This is a genomic window from Acidiphilium cryptum JF-5, from assembly GCF_000016725.1.
Classification (GTDB): Bacteria; Pseudomonadota; Alphaproteobacteria; order Acetobacterales; family Acetobacteraceae; genus Acidiphilium; species Acidiphilium multivorum.
Window position 1 is genome coordinate 2,754,273 of record NC_009484.1, and the last position, 15,027, is coordinate 2,769,299.

Annotated in this window: 18 protein-coding genes; 16 read left to right on the top strand and 2 right to left on the bottom strand. The window is 69.2% G+C overall.

The genetic code is table 11. From position 1 onward, the window contains the following. Nucleotides 1-102: 102 nt before the first annotated feature. Together ACRY_RS15000 and ACRY_RS15005 are read left to right on the top strand one after the other, a co-directional pair. Nucleotides 103-621 (top strand): DUF2244 domain-containing protein, encoded by a 519-nt coding sequence (locus ACRY_RS15000; protein WP_231295282.1) that lies wholly within the window; start codon nucleotides 103-105, stop codon nucleotides 619-621. Between the two features lie 72 nt (nucleotides 622-693). Then, nucleotides 694-1,842, top strand: a complete 1,149-nt coding sequence (locus tag ACRY_RS15005) for an MFS transporter (RefSeq protein WP_012040103.1) — start codon at nucleotides 694-696, stop codon at nucleotides 1,840-1,842. Between the two features lie 95 nt (nucleotides 1,843-1,937). Here ACRY_RS15005 and groL read toward each other — a convergent pair whose 3' ends face one another. Next, nucleotides 1,938-3,587 (bottom strand): chaperonin GroEL, encoded by a 1,650-nt coding sequence (gene groL, locus ACRY_RS15010; protein ID WP_007423234.1) that lies wholly within the window; start codon nucleotides 3,585-3,587, stop codon nucleotides 1,938-1,940. A gap of 44 nt (nucleotides 3,588-3,631) precedes the next feature. Continuing rightward, nucleotides 3,632-3,946, bottom strand: a complete 315-nt coding sequence (gene groES, locus ACRY_RS15015) for a co-chaperone GroES (protein WP_007423235.1) — start codon at nucleotides 3,944-3,946, stop codon at nucleotides 3,632-3,634. Between the two features lie 286 nt (nucleotides 3,947-4,232). On the opposite strand from groES, the gene ACRY_RS15020 reads away from it, so the two are divergent. The 14 genes from ACRY_RS15020 (at nucleotide 4,233) to ACRY_RS15080 (ending at nucleotide 14,886) form a co-directional block, all read left to right on the top strand. After that, the gene (locus ACRY_RS15020) at nucleotides 4,233-4,490 is read left to right on the top strand and encodes an usg protein (RefSeq protein WP_007423236.1); all 258 of its coding nucleotides are present in this window, start codon (nucleotides 4,233-4,235) and stop codon (nucleotides 4,488-4,490) included. Between the two features lie 119 nt (nucleotides 4,491-4,609). After that, entirely contained in the window at nucleotides 4,610-5,440 is an 831-nt protein-coding gene (locus ACRY_RS15025) for a hypothetical protein (protein ID WP_012040105.1), read from the top strand. Between the two features lie 121 nt (nucleotides 5,441-5,561). Beyond that, a complete protein-coding gene (terL, locus tag ACRY_RS15030) occupies nucleotides 5,562-6,950 on the top strand; it encodes a phage terminase large subunit (protein WP_231295283.1) in 1,389 nt (462 codons plus the stop codon). 4 nt (nucleotides 6,951-6,954) lie between these two features. Beyond that, nucleotides 6,955-8,367: a phage portal protein gene (locus ACRY_RS15035; RefSeq protein WP_007423133.1), complete on the top strand. Its 1,413-nt coding sequence runs from the start codon at nucleotides 6,955-6,957 to the stop codon at nucleotides 8,365-8,367. Next, entirely contained in the window at nucleotides 8,364-8,789 is a 426-nt protein-coding gene (locus ACRY_RS15040) for a hypothetical protein (protein ID WP_007423132.1), read from the top strand. Before ACRY_RS15035 ends, ACRY_RS15040 begins: the two co-directional genes overlap by 4 nt. Before the next feature lie 99 nt (nucleotides 8,790-8,888). After that, a complete protein-coding gene (locus ACRY_RS15045; protein WP_012040107.1) occupies nucleotides 8,889-10,211 on the top strand; it encodes a DUF4043 family protein in 1,323 nt (440 codons plus the stop codon). A gap of 13 nt (nucleotides 10,212-10,224) precedes the next feature. Next, a complete protein-coding gene (locus ACRY_RS15050) occupies nucleotides 10,225-10,533 on the top strand; it encodes a hypothetical protein (RefSeq protein ID WP_007423130.1) in 309 nt (102 codons plus the stop codon). Nucleotide 10,534: 1 nt separating this feature from the next. Next, nucleotides 10,535-10,942 (top strand): hypothetical protein, encoded by a 408-nt coding sequence (locus ACRY_RS15055; protein WP_012040108.1) that lies wholly within the window; start codon nucleotides 10,535-10,537, stop codon nucleotides 10,940-10,942. A gap of 7 nt (nucleotides 10,943-10,949) precedes the next feature. Continuing rightward, complete coding sequence (locus ACRY_RS15060) at nucleotides 10,950-11,594, top strand: hypothetical protein (RefSeq protein WP_012040109.1); 645 nt, start codon at nucleotides 10,950-10,952, stop codon at nucleotides 11,592-11,594. Beyond that, on the top strand, nucleotides 11,594-12,439 hold the full coding sequence (locus ACRY_RS15065; RefSeq protein ID WP_012040110.1) for a hypothetical protein: 846 nt from the start codon (nucleotides 11,594-11,596) through the stop codon (nucleotides 12,437-12,439). Before ACRY_RS15060 ends, ACRY_RS15065 begins: the two co-directional genes overlap by 1 nt. 10 nt (nucleotides 12,440-12,449) lie before the next feature. After that, the gene (locus ACRY_RS19965) at nucleotides 12,450-12,587 is read left to right on the top strand and encodes a hypothetical protein (RefSeq protein WP_013640860.1); all 138 of its coding nucleotides are present in this window, start codon (nucleotides 12,450-12,452) and stop codon (nucleotides 12,585-12,587) included. A gap of 3 nt (nucleotides 12,588-12,590) precedes the next feature. Further along, nucleotides 12,591-14,147, top strand: a complete 1,557-nt coding sequence (locus tag ACRY_RS15070) for a tail protein (RefSeq protein ID WP_007421564.1) — start codon at nucleotides 12,591-12,593, stop codon at nucleotides 14,145-14,147. A gap of 8 nt (nucleotides 14,148-14,155) precedes the next feature. Beyond that, complete coding sequence (locus tag ACRY_RS15075; RefSeq protein WP_007421565.1) at nucleotides 14,156-14,584, top strand: hypothetical protein; 429 nt, start codon at nucleotides 14,156-14,158, stop codon at nucleotides 14,582-14,584. Next, a complete protein-coding gene (locus tag ACRY_RS15080; RefSeq protein WP_007421566.1) occupies nucleotides 14,581-14,886 on the top strand; it encodes a hypothetical protein in 306 nt (101 codons plus the stop codon). The genes ACRY_RS15075 and ACRY_RS15080 overlap by 4 nt, the downstream gene beginning before the upstream one ends. Nucleotides 14,887-15,027: the final 141 nt, after the last annotated feature.

Consider the following 15,027-nt stretch of genomic DNA (forward strand, 5'->3'; position numbering starts at 1 on the left):
GGCGGTTCGGTGGCGGTCGGCATCCGCGATTTGTGCGGGGCGGGGGGGATTTTGGCAAGCATCCATGCTTGCGGAATGCGCATTCGATGCGAAGATAACGTCATGGCGGAAGCGTTGGGTATGGCCGGACAGGGACGGCCGATTTTCCAGGCGGTGCTGACGCCGCACCGGAGCATGAGCCGGCGCGGCATGTTCGTCGTGTTCGGGGTGATGGCGACCGGCTCGTTGCTGGTGACCAGCCTGATGTGGCGGCTGGGCGCGATGCCGGTGATCGGGTTCAACGGGGCCGATCTCATCCTCGCCGTCACGCTCTACGGGATGAACATGCGCGGGGCGAAGGCGTCCGAGGTGATCGTGCTGACCGACGAGGCGCTGACCATCACCCGCACCACGCCGGGCGGGCGCAGGAGCGAGGTGCGGCTGGAGGCGGGGTGGCTGCGCGTCGATGTCGAGGAACAGGCGGGGACCAATCCGATCGTCTCGGTGGCGAACCGGGAGGCGCGGCAGATCGTCGGCATGGCGCTGGGGGATGCGGAGCGGCGGGATTTCGCCGATGCGCTGAAGGCGGCGATCCACCGGATGCGCTCGCCGCGCTTCGACAATCCGCAGACACGGGGCTGAGTTCCGCCGGCGGGCGTTGCCGCCGGCGCCGGCGGCGTGTTCACTGCCGTTCCCTTTTCGCGGAATTCCGGCATGAAACTTCCCCTGCTCGCGCTCATCGTCGCGAGCTTCGCCATCGGCACGAGCGAGTTCGTCATCGTCGGGCTGGTGCCCGATCTCGCGCGCGATTTCTCGGTCTCGATCCCGCGCGCGGGATTTCTGGTCAGCGCCTATGCGCTGGGGGTGAGCTTCGGCTCGCCGTTCCTCGCGGTGCTGGTCGGGCGGTGGCCGCGCAGGGCGGCGCTGCTCGGGCTGATGGGCGTGTTCGTGCTGGGCAACGCGCTCTGCGCGCTGGCGCCGGGCTATGACACGATGCTGGCGGCGCGGGTGGTCACCTCGCTGTCGCACGGGGCGTTCTTCGGGATCGGCTCGGTCGTCGCGGCGGAGCTGGCGCCGCGGGAGAAGCGGGCGCGGGCGGTGGCGCTGGTGTTTCTCGGCCTCACGCTCGCCAATGTGCTCGGCGTGCCGGCGGGCACCATCCTCGGCCAGGCGGCGGGATGGCGGGCGACCTTCTGGGTGGTGGCGGCGATCGGCCTTGTCGCGATGGCGGCGATCGCGCTGCTGCTGCCGCGCGACCTGCGGGCGGGATCGGCCAGGCTGCTCAACGAGGTGCGGATTCTCGGACGGTCGCAGGTGCTGCTCGCCATGCTGATGGCGGTGCTGAGCTCGGCGAGCCTGTTCAGCGTGTTCACCTATATCGCGCCGATGCTCGAACGGGTGGGCGGGCTGTCGCCGCACTGGGTGAGCGTGGCGCTGCTGGTGTTCGGCGCCGGGCTGACGGCGGGCGGGCTGCTCGGCGGGCGGCTCGCGGACCGGCATGCGGCGCGCACGATCGTCGCGACGCTGTCGGCGATCGCCGTGCTGCTGGTGGCGCTGCGGGCGGCGCTGCCGTTCGGCCTGTTGGCCGTGCTGGTGATGGCGGGCTGGGGGATGGCGGTGTTCACCCTGGTCTCGCCGTTGCAGACGCGGGTGATCGACCATGCGCGGGATGCGCCGAACCTTGCCTCGACGATCAACCAGGGGGCGTTCAATCTCGGCAATGCCGGCGGGGCGTGGCTGGGCGGGGCGGCGCTGGGCGCCGGGATCGGCTATCGGAGCCTGCCGCTGCTGGGCGCTGCGCTCGCGCTGGCGGGGCTGGCGGTGGCGGCCTGGGCGTTCGGGCTGGAGCGGCGGCGGGGCTGAACGGCGGCGCGGCGCAACAGGCGGGGCTCAAGAGAAAAGCCGTGGGGTTGCCCCCACGGCTTTCCGGTATCCCGGCCTGAGCCTGGAGCGGCGGATCAGAAATCCATGCCGCCCATGCCGCCCATGCCGCCCATTCCGGCGTCGCCACCGGCGGGGGCCTTCTTTTCCGGACGCTCGGCGACCATCGCTTCGGTCGTGATGAGCAGACCGGCGACCGAGGCGGCGTCCTGCAGCGCGGTGCGGACGACCTTGGTCGGGTCGATGATGCCGGCCTTGACCATGTCCTTGAACTCGCCGGACTGGGCATCGAAGCCGAAGCTGTAGTCGTCGTTGTCGAGCACCTTGCCGGAGATCACGGCGCCGTCTTCGCCGGCGTTCTCGGCGATCTGGCGCATCGGCGCGAGCACCGCCTTGCGGATGATGTCGATGCCGAAGCGCTGGTCGTCGTTATCGGCCTTGAGCTTGTTGATCGCGAGCGAGGCGCGGGCGAGGGCCACGCCGCCACCCGGGACGATGCCTTCCTCGACGGCGGCGCGGGTCGCGTGCAGCGCGTCGTCCACGCGGTCCTTGCGCTCCTTCACCTCGGTCTCCGAGGCGCCGCCGACGCGGATGACGGCAACGCCGCCGGCCAGCTTCGCCAGGCGCTCCTGCAGCTTCTCGCGGTCGTAGTCCGAGGTGGTCTCCTCGATCTGCGCGCGGATCTGGTTGCAGCGGCCGGTGATGTCGGCCTTCTTGCCGGCACCTTCGACGATCGTGGTGTTTTCCTTCTCGATCAGCACCTTCTTCGCGCGGCCGAGCATGTTCAGCGTCACGGTCTCGAGCTTGATGCCGAGATCTTCGCTGATGACCTGGCCGCCGGTGAGGATCGCGATGTCTTCCAGCATGGCCTTGCGGCGGTCACCGAAGCCGGGCGCCTTGACGGCGGCGATCTTGAGGCCGCCACGCAGCTTGTTGACGACCAGGGTGGCCAGCGCCTCGCCCTCGACGTCCTCGGCGATGATCAGCAGCGGCTTGCCGGACTGGACGATGCTTTCGAGCAGCGGCAGCATCGGCTGCAGGCCGGAGAGCTTCTTCTCGTGGATCAGGATGTACGGATTGTCGAGATCCGCGACCATCTTCTCCGGGTTGGTGATGAAGTAGGGCGAGACGTAGCCGCGGTCGAACTGCATGCCCTCGACGACGTCGAGCTCGGTCTGGATGCCCTTGGCTTCCTCGACCGTGATGACGCCCTCGTTGCCGACCTTCTGCATCGCCTCGGAGATCATCTTGCCGATCTCGGCCTCGCCGTTGGCGGAGATGGTGCCGACCTGGGCGGTTTCGCTCGGGGTCGTGATCTTCTTGGTGCGCTTCTTCAGCTCGTCGACGATGGCGTTGACCGCCTTGTCGATGCCGCGCTTCAGATCCATCGGGTTCATGCCGGCGGCAACCGCCTTCGCACCCTCGCGGACGATCGCCTGGGCGAGGACGGTCGCGGTGGTGGTGCCGTCACCGGCGAGGTCGTTGGTCTTCGAGGCCACTTCGCGCACCATCTGCGCGCCCATGTTCTCGAACTTGTCGGCGAGTTCGATTTCCTTCGCGACCGTCACGCCGTCCTTGGTGATGCGGGGCGAACCGAAGCTCTTCTCGATGACGACGTTGCGGCCCTTGGGGCCGAGGGTGACCTTCACCGCGTTGGCGAGCAGGTCGACACCGCGGATGAGGCGTTCGCGGGCGTCGGCCGAGAAGCGGACGTCTTTAGCAGCCATGTGTAACTTCCTTTATGCGATATCGGAGGGGAAACCGGGGGTGATCAGGCGGCCTTCTTCTTCGAAGCCGTACCCTCGATGATGCCCATGATGTCGGATTCCTTCATGATCAGCAGCTCTTCGCCGTCGATCTTGACCTCGGTGCCCGACCACTTGCCGAACAGGATGCGGTCGCCGGCCTTGACGTCGAGCGCCACGACGGCGCCGGCCTCGTTGCGGGCACCCGGGCCAACGGCGATGACCTCGCCTTCCATCGGCTTTTCCTTGGCGGTGTCGGGGATGATGATGCCGCCGGCGGTCTTCTCCTCGGCGTTCAGCCGGCGAACGACCACGCGGTCGTGCAGGGGACGGAATTTCATGTGGCTCGCTCCTGACTTCAGAAGTCTGTTGCAACAGTGACGGGCTCAGCAGCGCCGGCCCTCTCGATAGGCACCGGATGCTTGCTAGCACTCTCACCGGGAGAGTGCCAAAGGGATAGTGTTGTGGGCAACCGATGTCAAGTCCGGCAGCAATTGCCCGAGGTGAGTGCTAAAGTGTTGATAAGAAAGATTTTTCTTGCCAACCCCCGGGGGTGTCATGGCATCGTCATGGTCAGGAGGAGCGGACTCGCACGGCCCGCCGATGACAGTGCGACGGAGACAGATCATGACACTGAGCCGACAGCTCGAGGGATACCGGCTGACGACCGCCGAGATTCTCTACCATCTGCCCGACCATCCGGGCGTTCTGCAGAGTTTCGTGTGGCAGGACCTCGATATCGCGCCGCGCTACCCGGTGCTGCACCGGTTCCTCGATTTCTGGAGCCGGCAGATCGAGGGCAAGCTGCATTCGGTGCGGGTGGGCACGGCCGCGCTGATCACGCCAGGGGAGATGCGCAGCCCGCATATGTTCCAGCTTCACTGACCCGCGCGGCCATGGCGTGGCGGATGGGTGACATGTGTGGAATTCGCGCCGGCATCTCAAAGTTAAGCAGACGTTCAGGTTTTCTTGCGATAAATTGTGTTACGCAAGATTGATCTGGAATGGCGGCTGTGACGAGGAATATCCTTTGTGCGCTCGGACTGGCTCTCGCGCTGGCGCGGCTCGCGCCGTGCGCGCGGGCGCAGGGCGTGAACCCGGCGATTGCCGCGGCCGAGACCCGGGTTTCGCTCGGCATCACGGCGACGGGGTACAGCTATCACGAAGGGTTCGACAACACCTCCGACCAGGAGAGCGGCGTGCTGCCGGGGTTCAGCCTCGGCGCCTCGCGGCTCGGCCCGGCCTTGGGCCTGCCGGACGTCTATACCGGCGTGGTCTACGATTTCTCGGGCGGCGCGCTGGGATATCAGGGCTACCTGCAGGGAACGTCGCAGGGGCTCGTGCCATACGACCAGTCCGAAGCGGCGCGGTTCAACCATGTCGAGGTCCAGCTCGGCGTTGCCGTGCCGCTGAGCCACGCGGTCAGCGTGCTGCCCTTCATTGCCGCCGGCTATCAGAGCTGGTCGCGCAATATCGGCGGCAGCGGCGGCTATGGCAGTTTCTATCACGCGGCGCTGGCCGGGTTCGGCGCGAAGCTCGATTATGCGGCGACGGGGCGGCTCGTGCTCTCCGCCTCGGCGGAGGGACTGGCAGTGGTGGGCGGCGGCGTTTCGGCGCCGGCGCTCGGATTCTCCGGCAGCTTCGGCACCAGCGGCGAGGAGGCCGTGCGGCTCGGCGCCGACTGGCGGCTCGACAATGTCTGGCACGTCTTCGCCGGGCTGGAGATGCGGCATTTCAACTATGCCGCATCGAAACCGTCCAACGGATTCTATGAGCCGACGAGCAGCACTTTCGCCGCGCGCGGCGAGATGGGTGTCGCGTTCGGCTTCCCCTGAGCCGAGGGTGGAGCCTTCGGGGGAAAGAAAAAATCTAACATAGCGTTTTTTCTGCTTTCCCACCCGCCCCGTTTTGGGCTATCCCTCCGGTCATGATGAGGTTCTGTGCGCGGCGCGGTGCATGATGTGCTGCGACGGAGCCAGAGGGGGGGCGGTTCGGCCCCGCGATTTCCGCCGGTTCGCCGCCGCGGTGCTGGAGGCGCAGGGCTTGCGGCCGGCGCGGCACCAGCTCGCGATGATCGACGCGCTGGAGCGCGTGGCGGCCGGCCAGGTCGACCGGCTGATGGTGCAGATGCCGCCGGGGGCGGCGAAATCGACCTATGCCTCGGTGCTGTTTCCGGCGTTCTGGTTCACCCGCCATCCGGCGGGCGAGGTGATCGCGGCGAGCCATACGGCCTCGCTCGCCGAATATTTCGGCCGGCGGTTGCGGGCGCTGATCGCCGAGGCGGGCGAGGATTTCGGCCTGCTTCTCGACGCCGGCAACCGGGCGGCGGGGCGGTTTTCGTTGCAGGGGGGTGGCCAGTATTTCGCCGCCGGGGTGCGCGGGCCGATCACCGGACGGCGGGCGGATCTGATCCTGATCGACGATCCGGTGAAATCCTGGGCCGAGGCGGACAGCCGGGCGGCGCGGGACGCGCTGCATGACTGGTATCGCGCCGAACTGCTCTCGCGGCTGAAGCCGGGCGGGCGCGTCGTGCTGGTGATGACGCGCTGGCATGAGGACGATCTCGCCGGGCGGCTGATGGCCCGGGAGAGTGGCTGGACGGTGCTGCGGCTGCCAGCACTTGCCGAGGCGGACGACCCGCTCGGACGGGCGCCGGGCGAGGCGCTCTGGCCGGAATGGGAGGATGCGCGGGCGATCGCCCGGCGGCGGGCGACGGTGGGCGAGCGCGTGTTCGCCGCGCTCTACCAGCAGCGGCCGATGCGCGATGGCGGGACGCTGTTCGAACTCGACAGGCTCGGCTTCGTCGACGCGCCGCCGGCGGTGGTGCGCACCGTGCGCGCCTGGGACCTGGCGGCGACGGCGGCATCGGCCGGGCGGAATCCGGACTGGACCGTGGGGTTGAAGCTCGGGCTGACCGCCGATGGCACGCATGTCGTGCTCGACGTGGTGCGGGTGCGGGCGGGGCCGGCGGCGGTCGAGGCCTTGCTGCGGGCGACCGCCGAGGCGGACGGGCGGGGCACCGCGATCGCGCTGCCGCAGGACCCGGGACAGGCCGGCGTCGCGCAGGTCGCGCATCTGCGGCGGGTGCTGGACGGGTTCACGGTGATCGCCAGTCCGGAATCGGGATCGAAACAGACGCGGGCGATGCCGGCCGCGGCGCGGATCGGCGCCGGCGGGACGCGCGTGGTGCGCGCCGGCTGGACCGACGCGTTTCTCGCCGAGCTGCGGGCCTTTCCCGATGGCGAGAAGGACGACCAGGTCGACGCGCTGGCGCGCGCCGAGGCGACGCTCGGCCAGGCGCCGGTGGCGGCGCGGATGGTGAATTTTTCTCTGATGGGGCGCTGAATTCATGTTCGAGACGATCTGCCAGACGATCCCGGCCGATCCGCACCTCGCGCCGCGGGCGCGGCGGCTGGAGATCTATCGCCGGGTGCTGGACGGGACGATCTATGACGCGCTGCCCTATGCGTTCCAGGAGGAGCGCAACGGGGCGGGCGAATATGTGCCGCTGCGGGCGCGGCGGCCTTCGGTGCGCTACGGGCTGTGCCGGATCGTGGTGGAGGATTCGGTTTCGCTGCTGTTCAGCGCGGGGCATTTCCCCGCCGTCGAATGCGCGGAGCCGGAGATCGAGACGCTGCTGGCCGACCTCCTCGGCGAATGCCGGCTCAACGAGGTGATGATCGACGCGGCGCTGCGCGGATCGGTCGGCTCGGTGGCGATCCTGCTCCGGGTGCTGAAGGGGCGGTTCTTCTGTTCGGTGATGGAGACGCAATACCTGACGCCGCGCTGGCGCGAGGATGCGCCGGACACGCTGGAGCAGGTGACCGAGCTCTACAAGGTGCGGGGCGCGGAGCTGATCGGCCAGGGCTATCAGGGGATCGACCCGGGCCAGACCTACTGGTTCCAGCGGCGCTGGGATGCGCAGGCGGAGACCTGGTTCGAGCCGGTGCCGGTGGGCGAAGGGCTGCCCGCCGCGCCGGATCGGGCGCGGAGCGTGCGGCATGACCTCGGCTTCGTGCCGATCGTGTGGATCCGCAACCTGCCGGGCGGCGAGGGCGCCGATGGCGCCTGTACCTTTCGCGCGGCGATCGAGACATCGATCGAGATCGATTACCAGCTGTCGCAGGTGGGGCGCGGGCTGAAATATGCCTCCGATCCGACGCTGCTGATCAAGGAGCCGGCGACGACCGACCGCGAGATGGTCAAGGGCGCGGGGAATGCGCTGATCGTCTCGGAAAAGGGCGATGCCAAGCTGCTGGAGATTGGCGGCACCGCCTCGGCCGCGGTGATCGACTACGTGCGGACGCTGCGCGAGTTCGCGCTGGAGAGCGTGCATGGCAACCGCGCCAGCGCCGACCGGCTGGCGGCGCCGCAATCGGGCCGGGCGCTGGAGCTGATGAACCAGGGGTTGATCTGGCTCGCCGACAATCTGCGGATTGCCTATGGCGAGGGCGGGTTGCTGCCGCTGCTGCGGATGGCGCTGCGGGCGGCGGCGCGGTTCGACGTGAAGGTGATGGGCCGGACGGTGCCGCGGGTCGATCCCGACCTGCGGCTGAGCCTGCGCTGGCCGCGCTGGTATGCCGCCTCGGCCGATGACCGGCTGAAGGAGGCGCAGGCGATCGCGACGCTGGTCAATGCGGGCCAGCTCTCGCGCGAGACGGCGGTGAAGAGTCTCGCCGCCAGTCATGTGATCGGGGATGCGGCGGCGGAACTCGCGCGCATCGCCGACGAGGGGGACCAACTGGAACGGAACGGGGCATGAGCGACGAATTCGCGGAGCACGAGGGGCTGCCGGACGAGCCGCAGGCGGCGCCTGAGGACTGGCAGGCCAGGGCGATGGCGGCCGAGCAGGCAATGGAGGCGCTGCGGCGCGAACACGCCGAGCGGCTGCGGCGGGCCGAACTCAGGATCGAGGCGGTCAGGGCCGGCATGATCGATCTTGACGGGCTGAGACTGATCGACCCGGCGGCGATGACGCCGGCCGAGGACGGCACGGCGCCGGACGCGGCGGCGCTGATGGCGCAGCTGAAGCGGGACAAGCCCTGGCTGTTCGGCGCGCCGTCATCGTCATCCACGGCGTCGGTGCCGCGGGCGGAGCCGCCGCGGGCGCGCCATGCGACCGAGCTGAGCGAGGCCGAGTGGCGCGCGGCGCGCGCCGAACTGCTTCGGCGCGCCGGGGGCTGAGCCGGCCGCCGGCCGCTTTCAACAAATTAACGCGTTGTCAGACAACCGTGCCCCGCGCGACGGGGTGCGGCGAATTGCGTCATCCAGAAGGAACACGACATGGGTATTTCGAATTTTCCCGCCTCGCTGCAGCCGATCATCCAGCAGGGCTTCCTCGAGCGCGAATTCGAGCAGGCGCTGCGCTCGCGGCTCGGCTACCGGATGGTGGCGGATCGCGAGAGCTTCGCCGTCGGCATCGGCGAGACGCTGACCAAGACCCGCGCCGGGCTGAAGCCATCGGTCACCACGCCGCTGGCCGCCGCGACCAACACCAATCTCGATAACGGGCTGACGCCGCAGGGCTGGGGTGTCGAGCAGTATACCGTGACGCTGAATTTCTACGCGGCGACGCAGGACCTGAACATGGTGACCAGCCGCGTCGGCATCGCCTCGCAGTTCCTGCAGAATGCCGCGACCAATGGCGAGCAGGCGGCGCGCAGCCTTGACGAGCTGGCGCGCAACGCGCTGTTCGCCCCCTATTTCGGCGGCAACACACGCGTGAGCGCCACGCTGGCGAGCGCGGCGCCGAGCATCGAGGTCGATGATATTCGCGGTTTCACCACCGTTTTCGTCAACGGCGTGCAGACGGCGGTTTCGGCCAGCTATCCGCTGACGGTAACGGTTGGTTCGAATACGTATCTGCTCATTGGCGTGACGCCGGATGTCAACAACGCATCGTCGGCGCCGGGCGGGATTTCGGGAACCCTGACCTTTTCCAACGACGTCAGCGTATCTGACGGCACCGTCGGCAATGCGGTGCGCGCCGCGACGGCGAGTGCCATCGTCCGGCCGCAGGGGGCCGGGACGACCAGCGCGCTGCAGGCGACCGACACGCTGACCATGTCCGCCCTGCTCGATGCGGTGGCGACGCTGCGGCAGAACGCGGTGCCGGAAATCGACGGTGTCTACAACTGCTATCTCGATCCGGTCTCGGCCCGGCAGCTCTTCGCCGATCCGGATTTCCGGCAGCTGTTCCAGGGCGCGACGTCGAGCAACGCGGTGTTCCGCCAGGGCATGGTCAACGACTTCCTCGGCCTGCGTTTCATCACCACCACCGAGGCCTATGTGCAGTCGCATCCCACACTGGCGGGGCTGTACATCCGCCGGCCGATCGTCTGCGGCAAGGGCGCGCTGATCGAGGCGGATTTCGCCGGCATCGGCGCGGACGACGTCGCGCCGAAGGATGCGCTGGTGCACATCATCGACGGTGTCGCCATGGTCACGCGCGAGCCGATCGACCGGCTGCAGCAGATCATCGCCCAGTCCTGGTACTGGATCGGCGGGTTCTGCGCGCCGTCCGACACCACGACGACGCCGAACACCATCCCGACCGCGACCAATTCCAACTTCAAGCGCGCGGTGATGATCGAGCATATCGGCTGAGGAGGGGGCGAACATGTCAATCGGGTCCTCGCTTCCCTTCAGGCCATCGGGCACCGCGTCCGTCGCCGCCTCGACCAGCGCGGCGTCGACCGCGCTTTCCGGCGGCGGGTCGAGCCTGCTCGTCTACAACGCCGCGGCGTCCGTCGCGTTCGTGCGGCTGGGCACCGCGGGGATGAGCCCGGCGAGTGCGGCGGATACGCCGGTGCCGCCGGGCGGGCGCATGCTGATCGATTCCGGGCGGCTGGTGAGCGAGGCGAGCGCCGTGCTCGCCTCGGGCGCCGGCACGGTCTATTTCACCCGCGGCGACGGCTCGGTCTACTGACATGTCGGGCAGTGTTTCGAGCGCGCCCGGCACGCTGAGCGAGGCGCAGAAGGTCGATGTGCGGCGGTTCTGCGGCTATCCGGCCTATGGCGCCGGGGCGGCGGGATTCCAGTCCTGGCGGTTCTTCCAGGCCTACGGCACGCTCGAATACCGGATGAACAACCTGGCGGCGGAAGAGGTGGCGGTGGTGGTGAACTACCTCGCCACCCTCGCCGCGCTGGAGGTCGCGATTCCGGAGGCGAGCGGCAATCTCGATACCGAGGCGGCGGCCGGCTGGCAGCACAACGCCAACGAGGTGCGCGACCGTGCCGCCCTGTTCGACCAGTGGCGGCGGCGACTGTGCGGGTTTCTCGGCCTGCCGCCGGGGCCGGCGCTCGGCCCCTCGGATGGCATCACCCTGATCGTTTGAGGTCTTCATGGATGGAACGCGGCTGGCGGACCGGATCGCCTTCGGCGGCGGCATGGCCGCGCGCAAGGCGGGCGTGATCTGCGACGCCTACCGGCCGCGCGACGGGGCGTGCCCGATCGTCGCGGCCAACCGGCTGGTGCGGCTGGGCGTGCTGGTGTTGCCGGTCTCGGGCTCGGTGCGCGGGCCGGCGCCGCTCGGCCTGCCCTATCGGCAACTCGTGCTGGACCAGGCCTATGTGCGCGGCGGGGATTATGTCGCCGGGCCGGCGGGGACGTTTCTCGTGGTGAACAACGAGCCGCCGGCGCCGGTGCTGGGGGCGCGCTGCAACGAGACGCTGTCGATCTGGCGGCCGGCGGCGCAGGCGGTGCCGGGGATCAATCCCTATGGGGCGATTCTCGGCGCCGGGGCGCGCGGCGTGCTGGCGGGATTTCCGGCGGCGCTGCTGCCGGCGCGGGGCGGGACCCATGCCGAGGCCGGGCTGCCGGACGACACGCGCGCGCCGGGCTACATCGCCGCGGTGGCGGCGGTGGAGGGGCTGGCGCCGGACGTGGCGGATGTGGTGCGCGATGCGCGCGGGCGGCAGTTCGTGATCGACCAGGCGGAGCTGTTCGGCGGGATCTGGCGGCTCGCGCTTTCGGCGAGCATCGTCTGATGGCGGGGCAGCAGGATGTCGAGAACGCGATCGTCTCGCTGATCGCGACGGCTTCCTACCCGGCGGGAACGGTGGCGGCATCGGCGATCGCCGGGCCGGACGGGATGGTGACGTGCCGGGTCTATCGCGGCATGCCGAACGCGCCGGCGCTGGAGGCGGATCTCGCGCGGGGCGTGATGCACGCCACCGTGTTCGCCGAGCCGGGCGGTGTGCGCAACGTGACGCGCTATCCGCGCGAATGGATCGAGGTGGCGCCGGTGCCGGCGACGCTGTCGGTCAGCGTCGCGGGAATGGCGGCGACGTTCGCGGGGCAATGCGCGGCCGGGCAGCTCGCCGGCATCGCCGTCGATGGCGCGATCTTTCCCTATGCGGTGCAGGCGCGCGACACGCCGGCGAGTGTGGCGAGCAATCTCGCCGCTCTGCTGCGCGCGGCGGGGTGGCTGGTGAATTACGCGGGGACGACGCTGAGCGTGCCGGCGGCGCACGGGCTGATCGCCCGCGTCGTGGCTGGGGGTGTCGCGCTGCGGGAGATCAAGCGCCAGGTGCAGCCGTTCCGGATTTCGCTGTGGTGCCCGGACCCGCTGACGCGGGACGCGGCGACGGCGGTGATCGACCCCGCGCTGGCGGCGCCGCAGTTCATCGGCCTCGCCGATGGCGCGGCGGCGCGGCTGCGCTTTGTGGGCACCGAGACCACGGACAGGTCGATCGATGCCGGGCTGTACCGGCGGGACCTCATTTACGACGCGGAATATCCGACGACCGAGGCGATGACGACGCCGGCCATGCTGTTCGGGGTCGGCGGGATCGCGGCGGACGGCGCGTTCATCGCCGGCATGACCGGCTGAAGGAGAGACGATGAAGATCAAACTGGTGGTGGTGAAGCCGTTCGAGGGCTTCAGGCGGGGCGACACGATTACCGACGCGGCGAAGATCGACGCCGTGCTGGCGTCCGCCCAGGCCGGGTCGGTCGTGCGGGTTGTGGCGGAGGGCTGAGGCATGCCGATATCGCAGGCAGGCGCGCTGAACACGACGGCGCTGATCGTTCCCGACCTCTATGTGCAGATCGTGCCGCCGCAGACGCTGCTGCTCAACGGCGTGCCGACCGATGTGCTCGGCGTGGTCGGCTCGGCGTCGTGGGGGCCGGTGGGCGAGCCGATGATCGTCGGCTCGATGGGCGACTATGCCGCATCCTTCGGGCCGGTGATGGCGCGGCAATACGACATGGGCACGGCGGTGGCCGTGGCGGTGCAGCAGGGGGCGTCGAATTTCCGCTGCGTGCGGGTGAGCGACGGCACCGATGCCGCGGCCTCGGTTTCCATTCTCGGCGCGCTGACGCTGACGGCGCTCCATACCGGATCGCTCGGCAACGCGATCACGGTGACGGTTTCGGCCGGGTCGGCGGCGAACAGCTGGCGGCTGACCGTGGCGCTGCCGGGGCGCACGCCGGAGGTGTTCGACAACATCGCCGGCACCGGAGCCGCGTTCTGGCAGGCGGCGGCGAATGCGGTGAATGCCGGGACGGGGCCGCTGCGCGGCGCCTCCGAGCTGGTGGTGGCGAGTGCCGGCACGTTGTCGACCCCGCCGGTGACGGGGGTCTATCCGTTCGCGGCCGGCACGCCGGGCAGCGACGGCGCCGGCGGGCTGACCGCCGCCTCGCTCGTGGGCCAGGACACGCTGCCGCGGAGCGGGATGTATGCGCTGCGCGGGCAGGGCTGCGGGATCGCGGTGCTGGCCGATCTCGACGATCCGACGCAGTGGAGCCCGACCGTCGCCTTCGGCCTCGAGGAAGGCTGCTACATGATCCTGGCCGGGCCGCCGGGCGACACGATCGCCAATGCGGTGTCGGCGAAGCGGACGGCGGGGATCGATTCCTATGCCGCCAAGGTGATGTTCGGCGACTGGATCTGGTGGTACGACCAGGCGAACGGGATGACCCGGCTGGTGTCGCCGCAGGGTTTCGTGGCCGGGCGGCTCGCCAATCTCTCGCCGGAACAGAGCTCGCTGAACAAGCCGCTCTATGGCGTCGTCGGCAGCCAGAAATCGGGGCGCGCCGCATCCGGCACCACCAGCACCTATTCGTCGGCCGATCTGTCGGCGCTGATGTCGGCCGGGATCGACGTGATCGCCAATCCGCAGCCGGGCGGGGCGTTCTGGGGCGTGCGCGGCGGGTTCAACGCCTCATCCGACAGCGCCACCAACGGCGACAACTACACCCGCATGACCAACTACATCGCCGCCACCCTGTCGGCGGGGATGGGGCAGTATGTCGGCCAGCTGGTGAACGAGACGCTGTTCCGCCGCATCCGCGGCACGCTGCTGGCCTTCCTGAACACGATGCTCGGCCAGGGCATGCTCGGCACCACCAACGGGGCTTTGCCCTTCGCCGTGGTGTGCGATGCCTCGAACAATCCGCCTTCGCGCACCGGGCTTGGCTATGTGCAGGCGGATGTGCAGGTGCAGTACCAGGCGATCAACGAGCGGTTCATCGTCAATGTCGAGGGCGGGCAGACCGTGCAGGTCAGCCAGCAGACCCTGCCCCAGGGCACGGTGTGAGGTAGCAGATGCCATACAACACGTTTACCGTTGGCAATGATTGCCAGCTCGTCGTCATGGGGCCGTTCGGCCGGGTCGATCTTGCCCATGTGACCGGATTCGAGGTGAGCCAGGTGACGCAGAGCGTGCGCGTCGACCGGCTCGACGGGGTACAGCTCGGCGCCGAACTGCCGAGGGGATGGCAGGGAAGTTTCTTGCTCGACCGCGGCACCTCGGCGGCCGACGATTTCATGGCGCAGATCGAGCAGGCCTATCTGTCGGGGCAGGCGATCCCGCCGGGAACGCTCTATCAATATGTGAATGAAACTGACGGATCGACCTCGACCTACCAGTTCGATGGGGTCGTGTTCAAGCTCAGCTCGGCGGGCGTGTATCGCGGCGACATGCCGGTGGCGCAGAAGCTCGACTTCTTCGCCTCGACGCGCAGGCGCGTATGAGCGGCGGCGCGGTGGAGGACGCGCGCGGGCGGGTGCTCGCGTTGCGGCCGCTGACGATGCTCGACCGGCTGCGCCTGTTCAAGGCGCTCGGGCCGGAGCTTTCGATGAACGAGGCGTATCTTGGCGTCGCCTCGCTGGCGGCGTCGGTCAGCGCGATCGATGGCGTGCCGCTGCCGTTTCCGGCGAGCGAGGCGGCGGTGGAAAACGCCGTGGAGCGGCTCGGCGAGGCGGGGATCGAGGCGGCGGCGGCGGCGTTGCAGCCCGAGGATGCCGATACGGTGAAGGCGCTCGCGGGAAACTGAGCCGGCACCCCGCGCTGATCGACTGTCTCTACCTGGTCGGGCGCGGGGTGCCGTTCGAGGTGGCCTTCACGCTCGGCGAGGCGGAGCGGATCGCGTTCGTCGTCGCGTGCGGGGAGCTGGACGGGCTGACATTCGACTGGA

Bases quoted from the DNA above. Each gene is read 5' to 3' on its own strand.
- ACRY_RS15000 (WP_231295282.1), top strand. From the start codon at position 103: ATGGCGGAAGCGTTGGGTATGGCCGGACAGGGACGGCCGATTTTCCAG.
- ACRY_RS15005 (WP_012040103.1), top strand. From the start codon at position 694: ATGAAACTTCCCCTGCTCGCGCTCATCGTCGCGAGCTTCGCCATCGGC.
- groL (WP_007423234.1), bottom strand. From the start codon at position 3,587: ATGGCTGCTAAAGACGTCCGCTTCTCGGCCGACGCCCGCGAACGCCTC.
- groES (WP_007423235.1), bottom strand. From the start codon at position 3,946: ATGAAATTCCGTCCCCTGCACGACCGCGTGGTCGTTCGCCGGCTGAAC.
- ACRY_RS15020 (WP_007423236.1), top strand. From the start codon at position 4,233: ATGACACTGAGCCGACAGCTCGAGGGATACCGGCTGACGACCGCCGAG.
- ACRY_RS15025 (WP_012040105.1), top strand. From the start codon at position 4,610: ATGGCGGCTGTGACGAGGAATATCCTTTGTGCGCTCGGACTGGCTCTC.
- terL (WP_231295283.1), top strand. From the start codon at position 5,562: ATGATGTGCTGCGACGGAGCCAGAGGGGGGGCGGTTCGGCCCCGCGAT.
- ACRY_RS15035 (WP_007423133.1), top strand. From the start codon at position 6,955: ATGTTCGAGACGATCTGCCAGACGATCCCGGCCGATCCGCACCTCGCG.
- ACRY_RS15040 (WP_007423132.1), top strand. From the start codon at position 8,364: ATGAGCGACGAATTCGCGGAGCACGAGGGGCTGCCGGACGAGCCGCAG.
- ACRY_RS15045 (WP_012040107.1), top strand. From the start codon at position 8,889: ATGGGTATTTCGAATTTTCCCGCCTCGCTGCAGCCGATCATCCAGCAG.
- ACRY_RS15050 (WP_007423130.1), top strand. From the start codon at position 10,225: ATGTCAATCGGGTCCTCGCTTCCCTTCAGGCCATCGGGCACCGCGTCC.
- ACRY_RS15055 (WP_012040108.1), top strand. From the start codon at position 10,535: ATGTCGGGCAGTGTTTCGAGCGCGCCCGGCACGCTGAGCGAGGCGCAG.
- ACRY_RS15060 (WP_012040109.1), top strand. From the start codon at position 10,950: ATGGATGGAACGCGGCTGGCGGACCGGATCGCCTTCGGCGGCGGCATG.
- ACRY_RS15065 (WP_012040110.1), top strand. From the start codon at position 11,594: ATGGCGGGGCAGCAGGATGTCGAGAACGCGATCGTCTCGCTGATCGCG.
- ACRY_RS19965 (WP_013640860.1), top strand. From the start codon at position 12,450: ATGAAGATCAAACTGGTGGTGGTGAAGCCGTTCGAGGGCTTCAGGCGG.
- ACRY_RS15070 (WP_007421564.1), top strand. From the start codon at position 12,591: ATGCCGATATCGCAGGCAGGCGCGCTGAACACGACGGCGCTGATCGTT.
- ACRY_RS15075 (WP_007421565.1), top strand. From the start codon at position 14,156: ATGCCATACAACACGTTTACCGTTGGCAATGATTGCCAGCTCGTCGTC.
- ACRY_RS15080 (WP_007421566.1), top strand. From the start codon at position 14,581: ATGAGCGGCGGCGCGGTGGAGGACGCGCGCGGGCGGGTGCTCGCGTTG.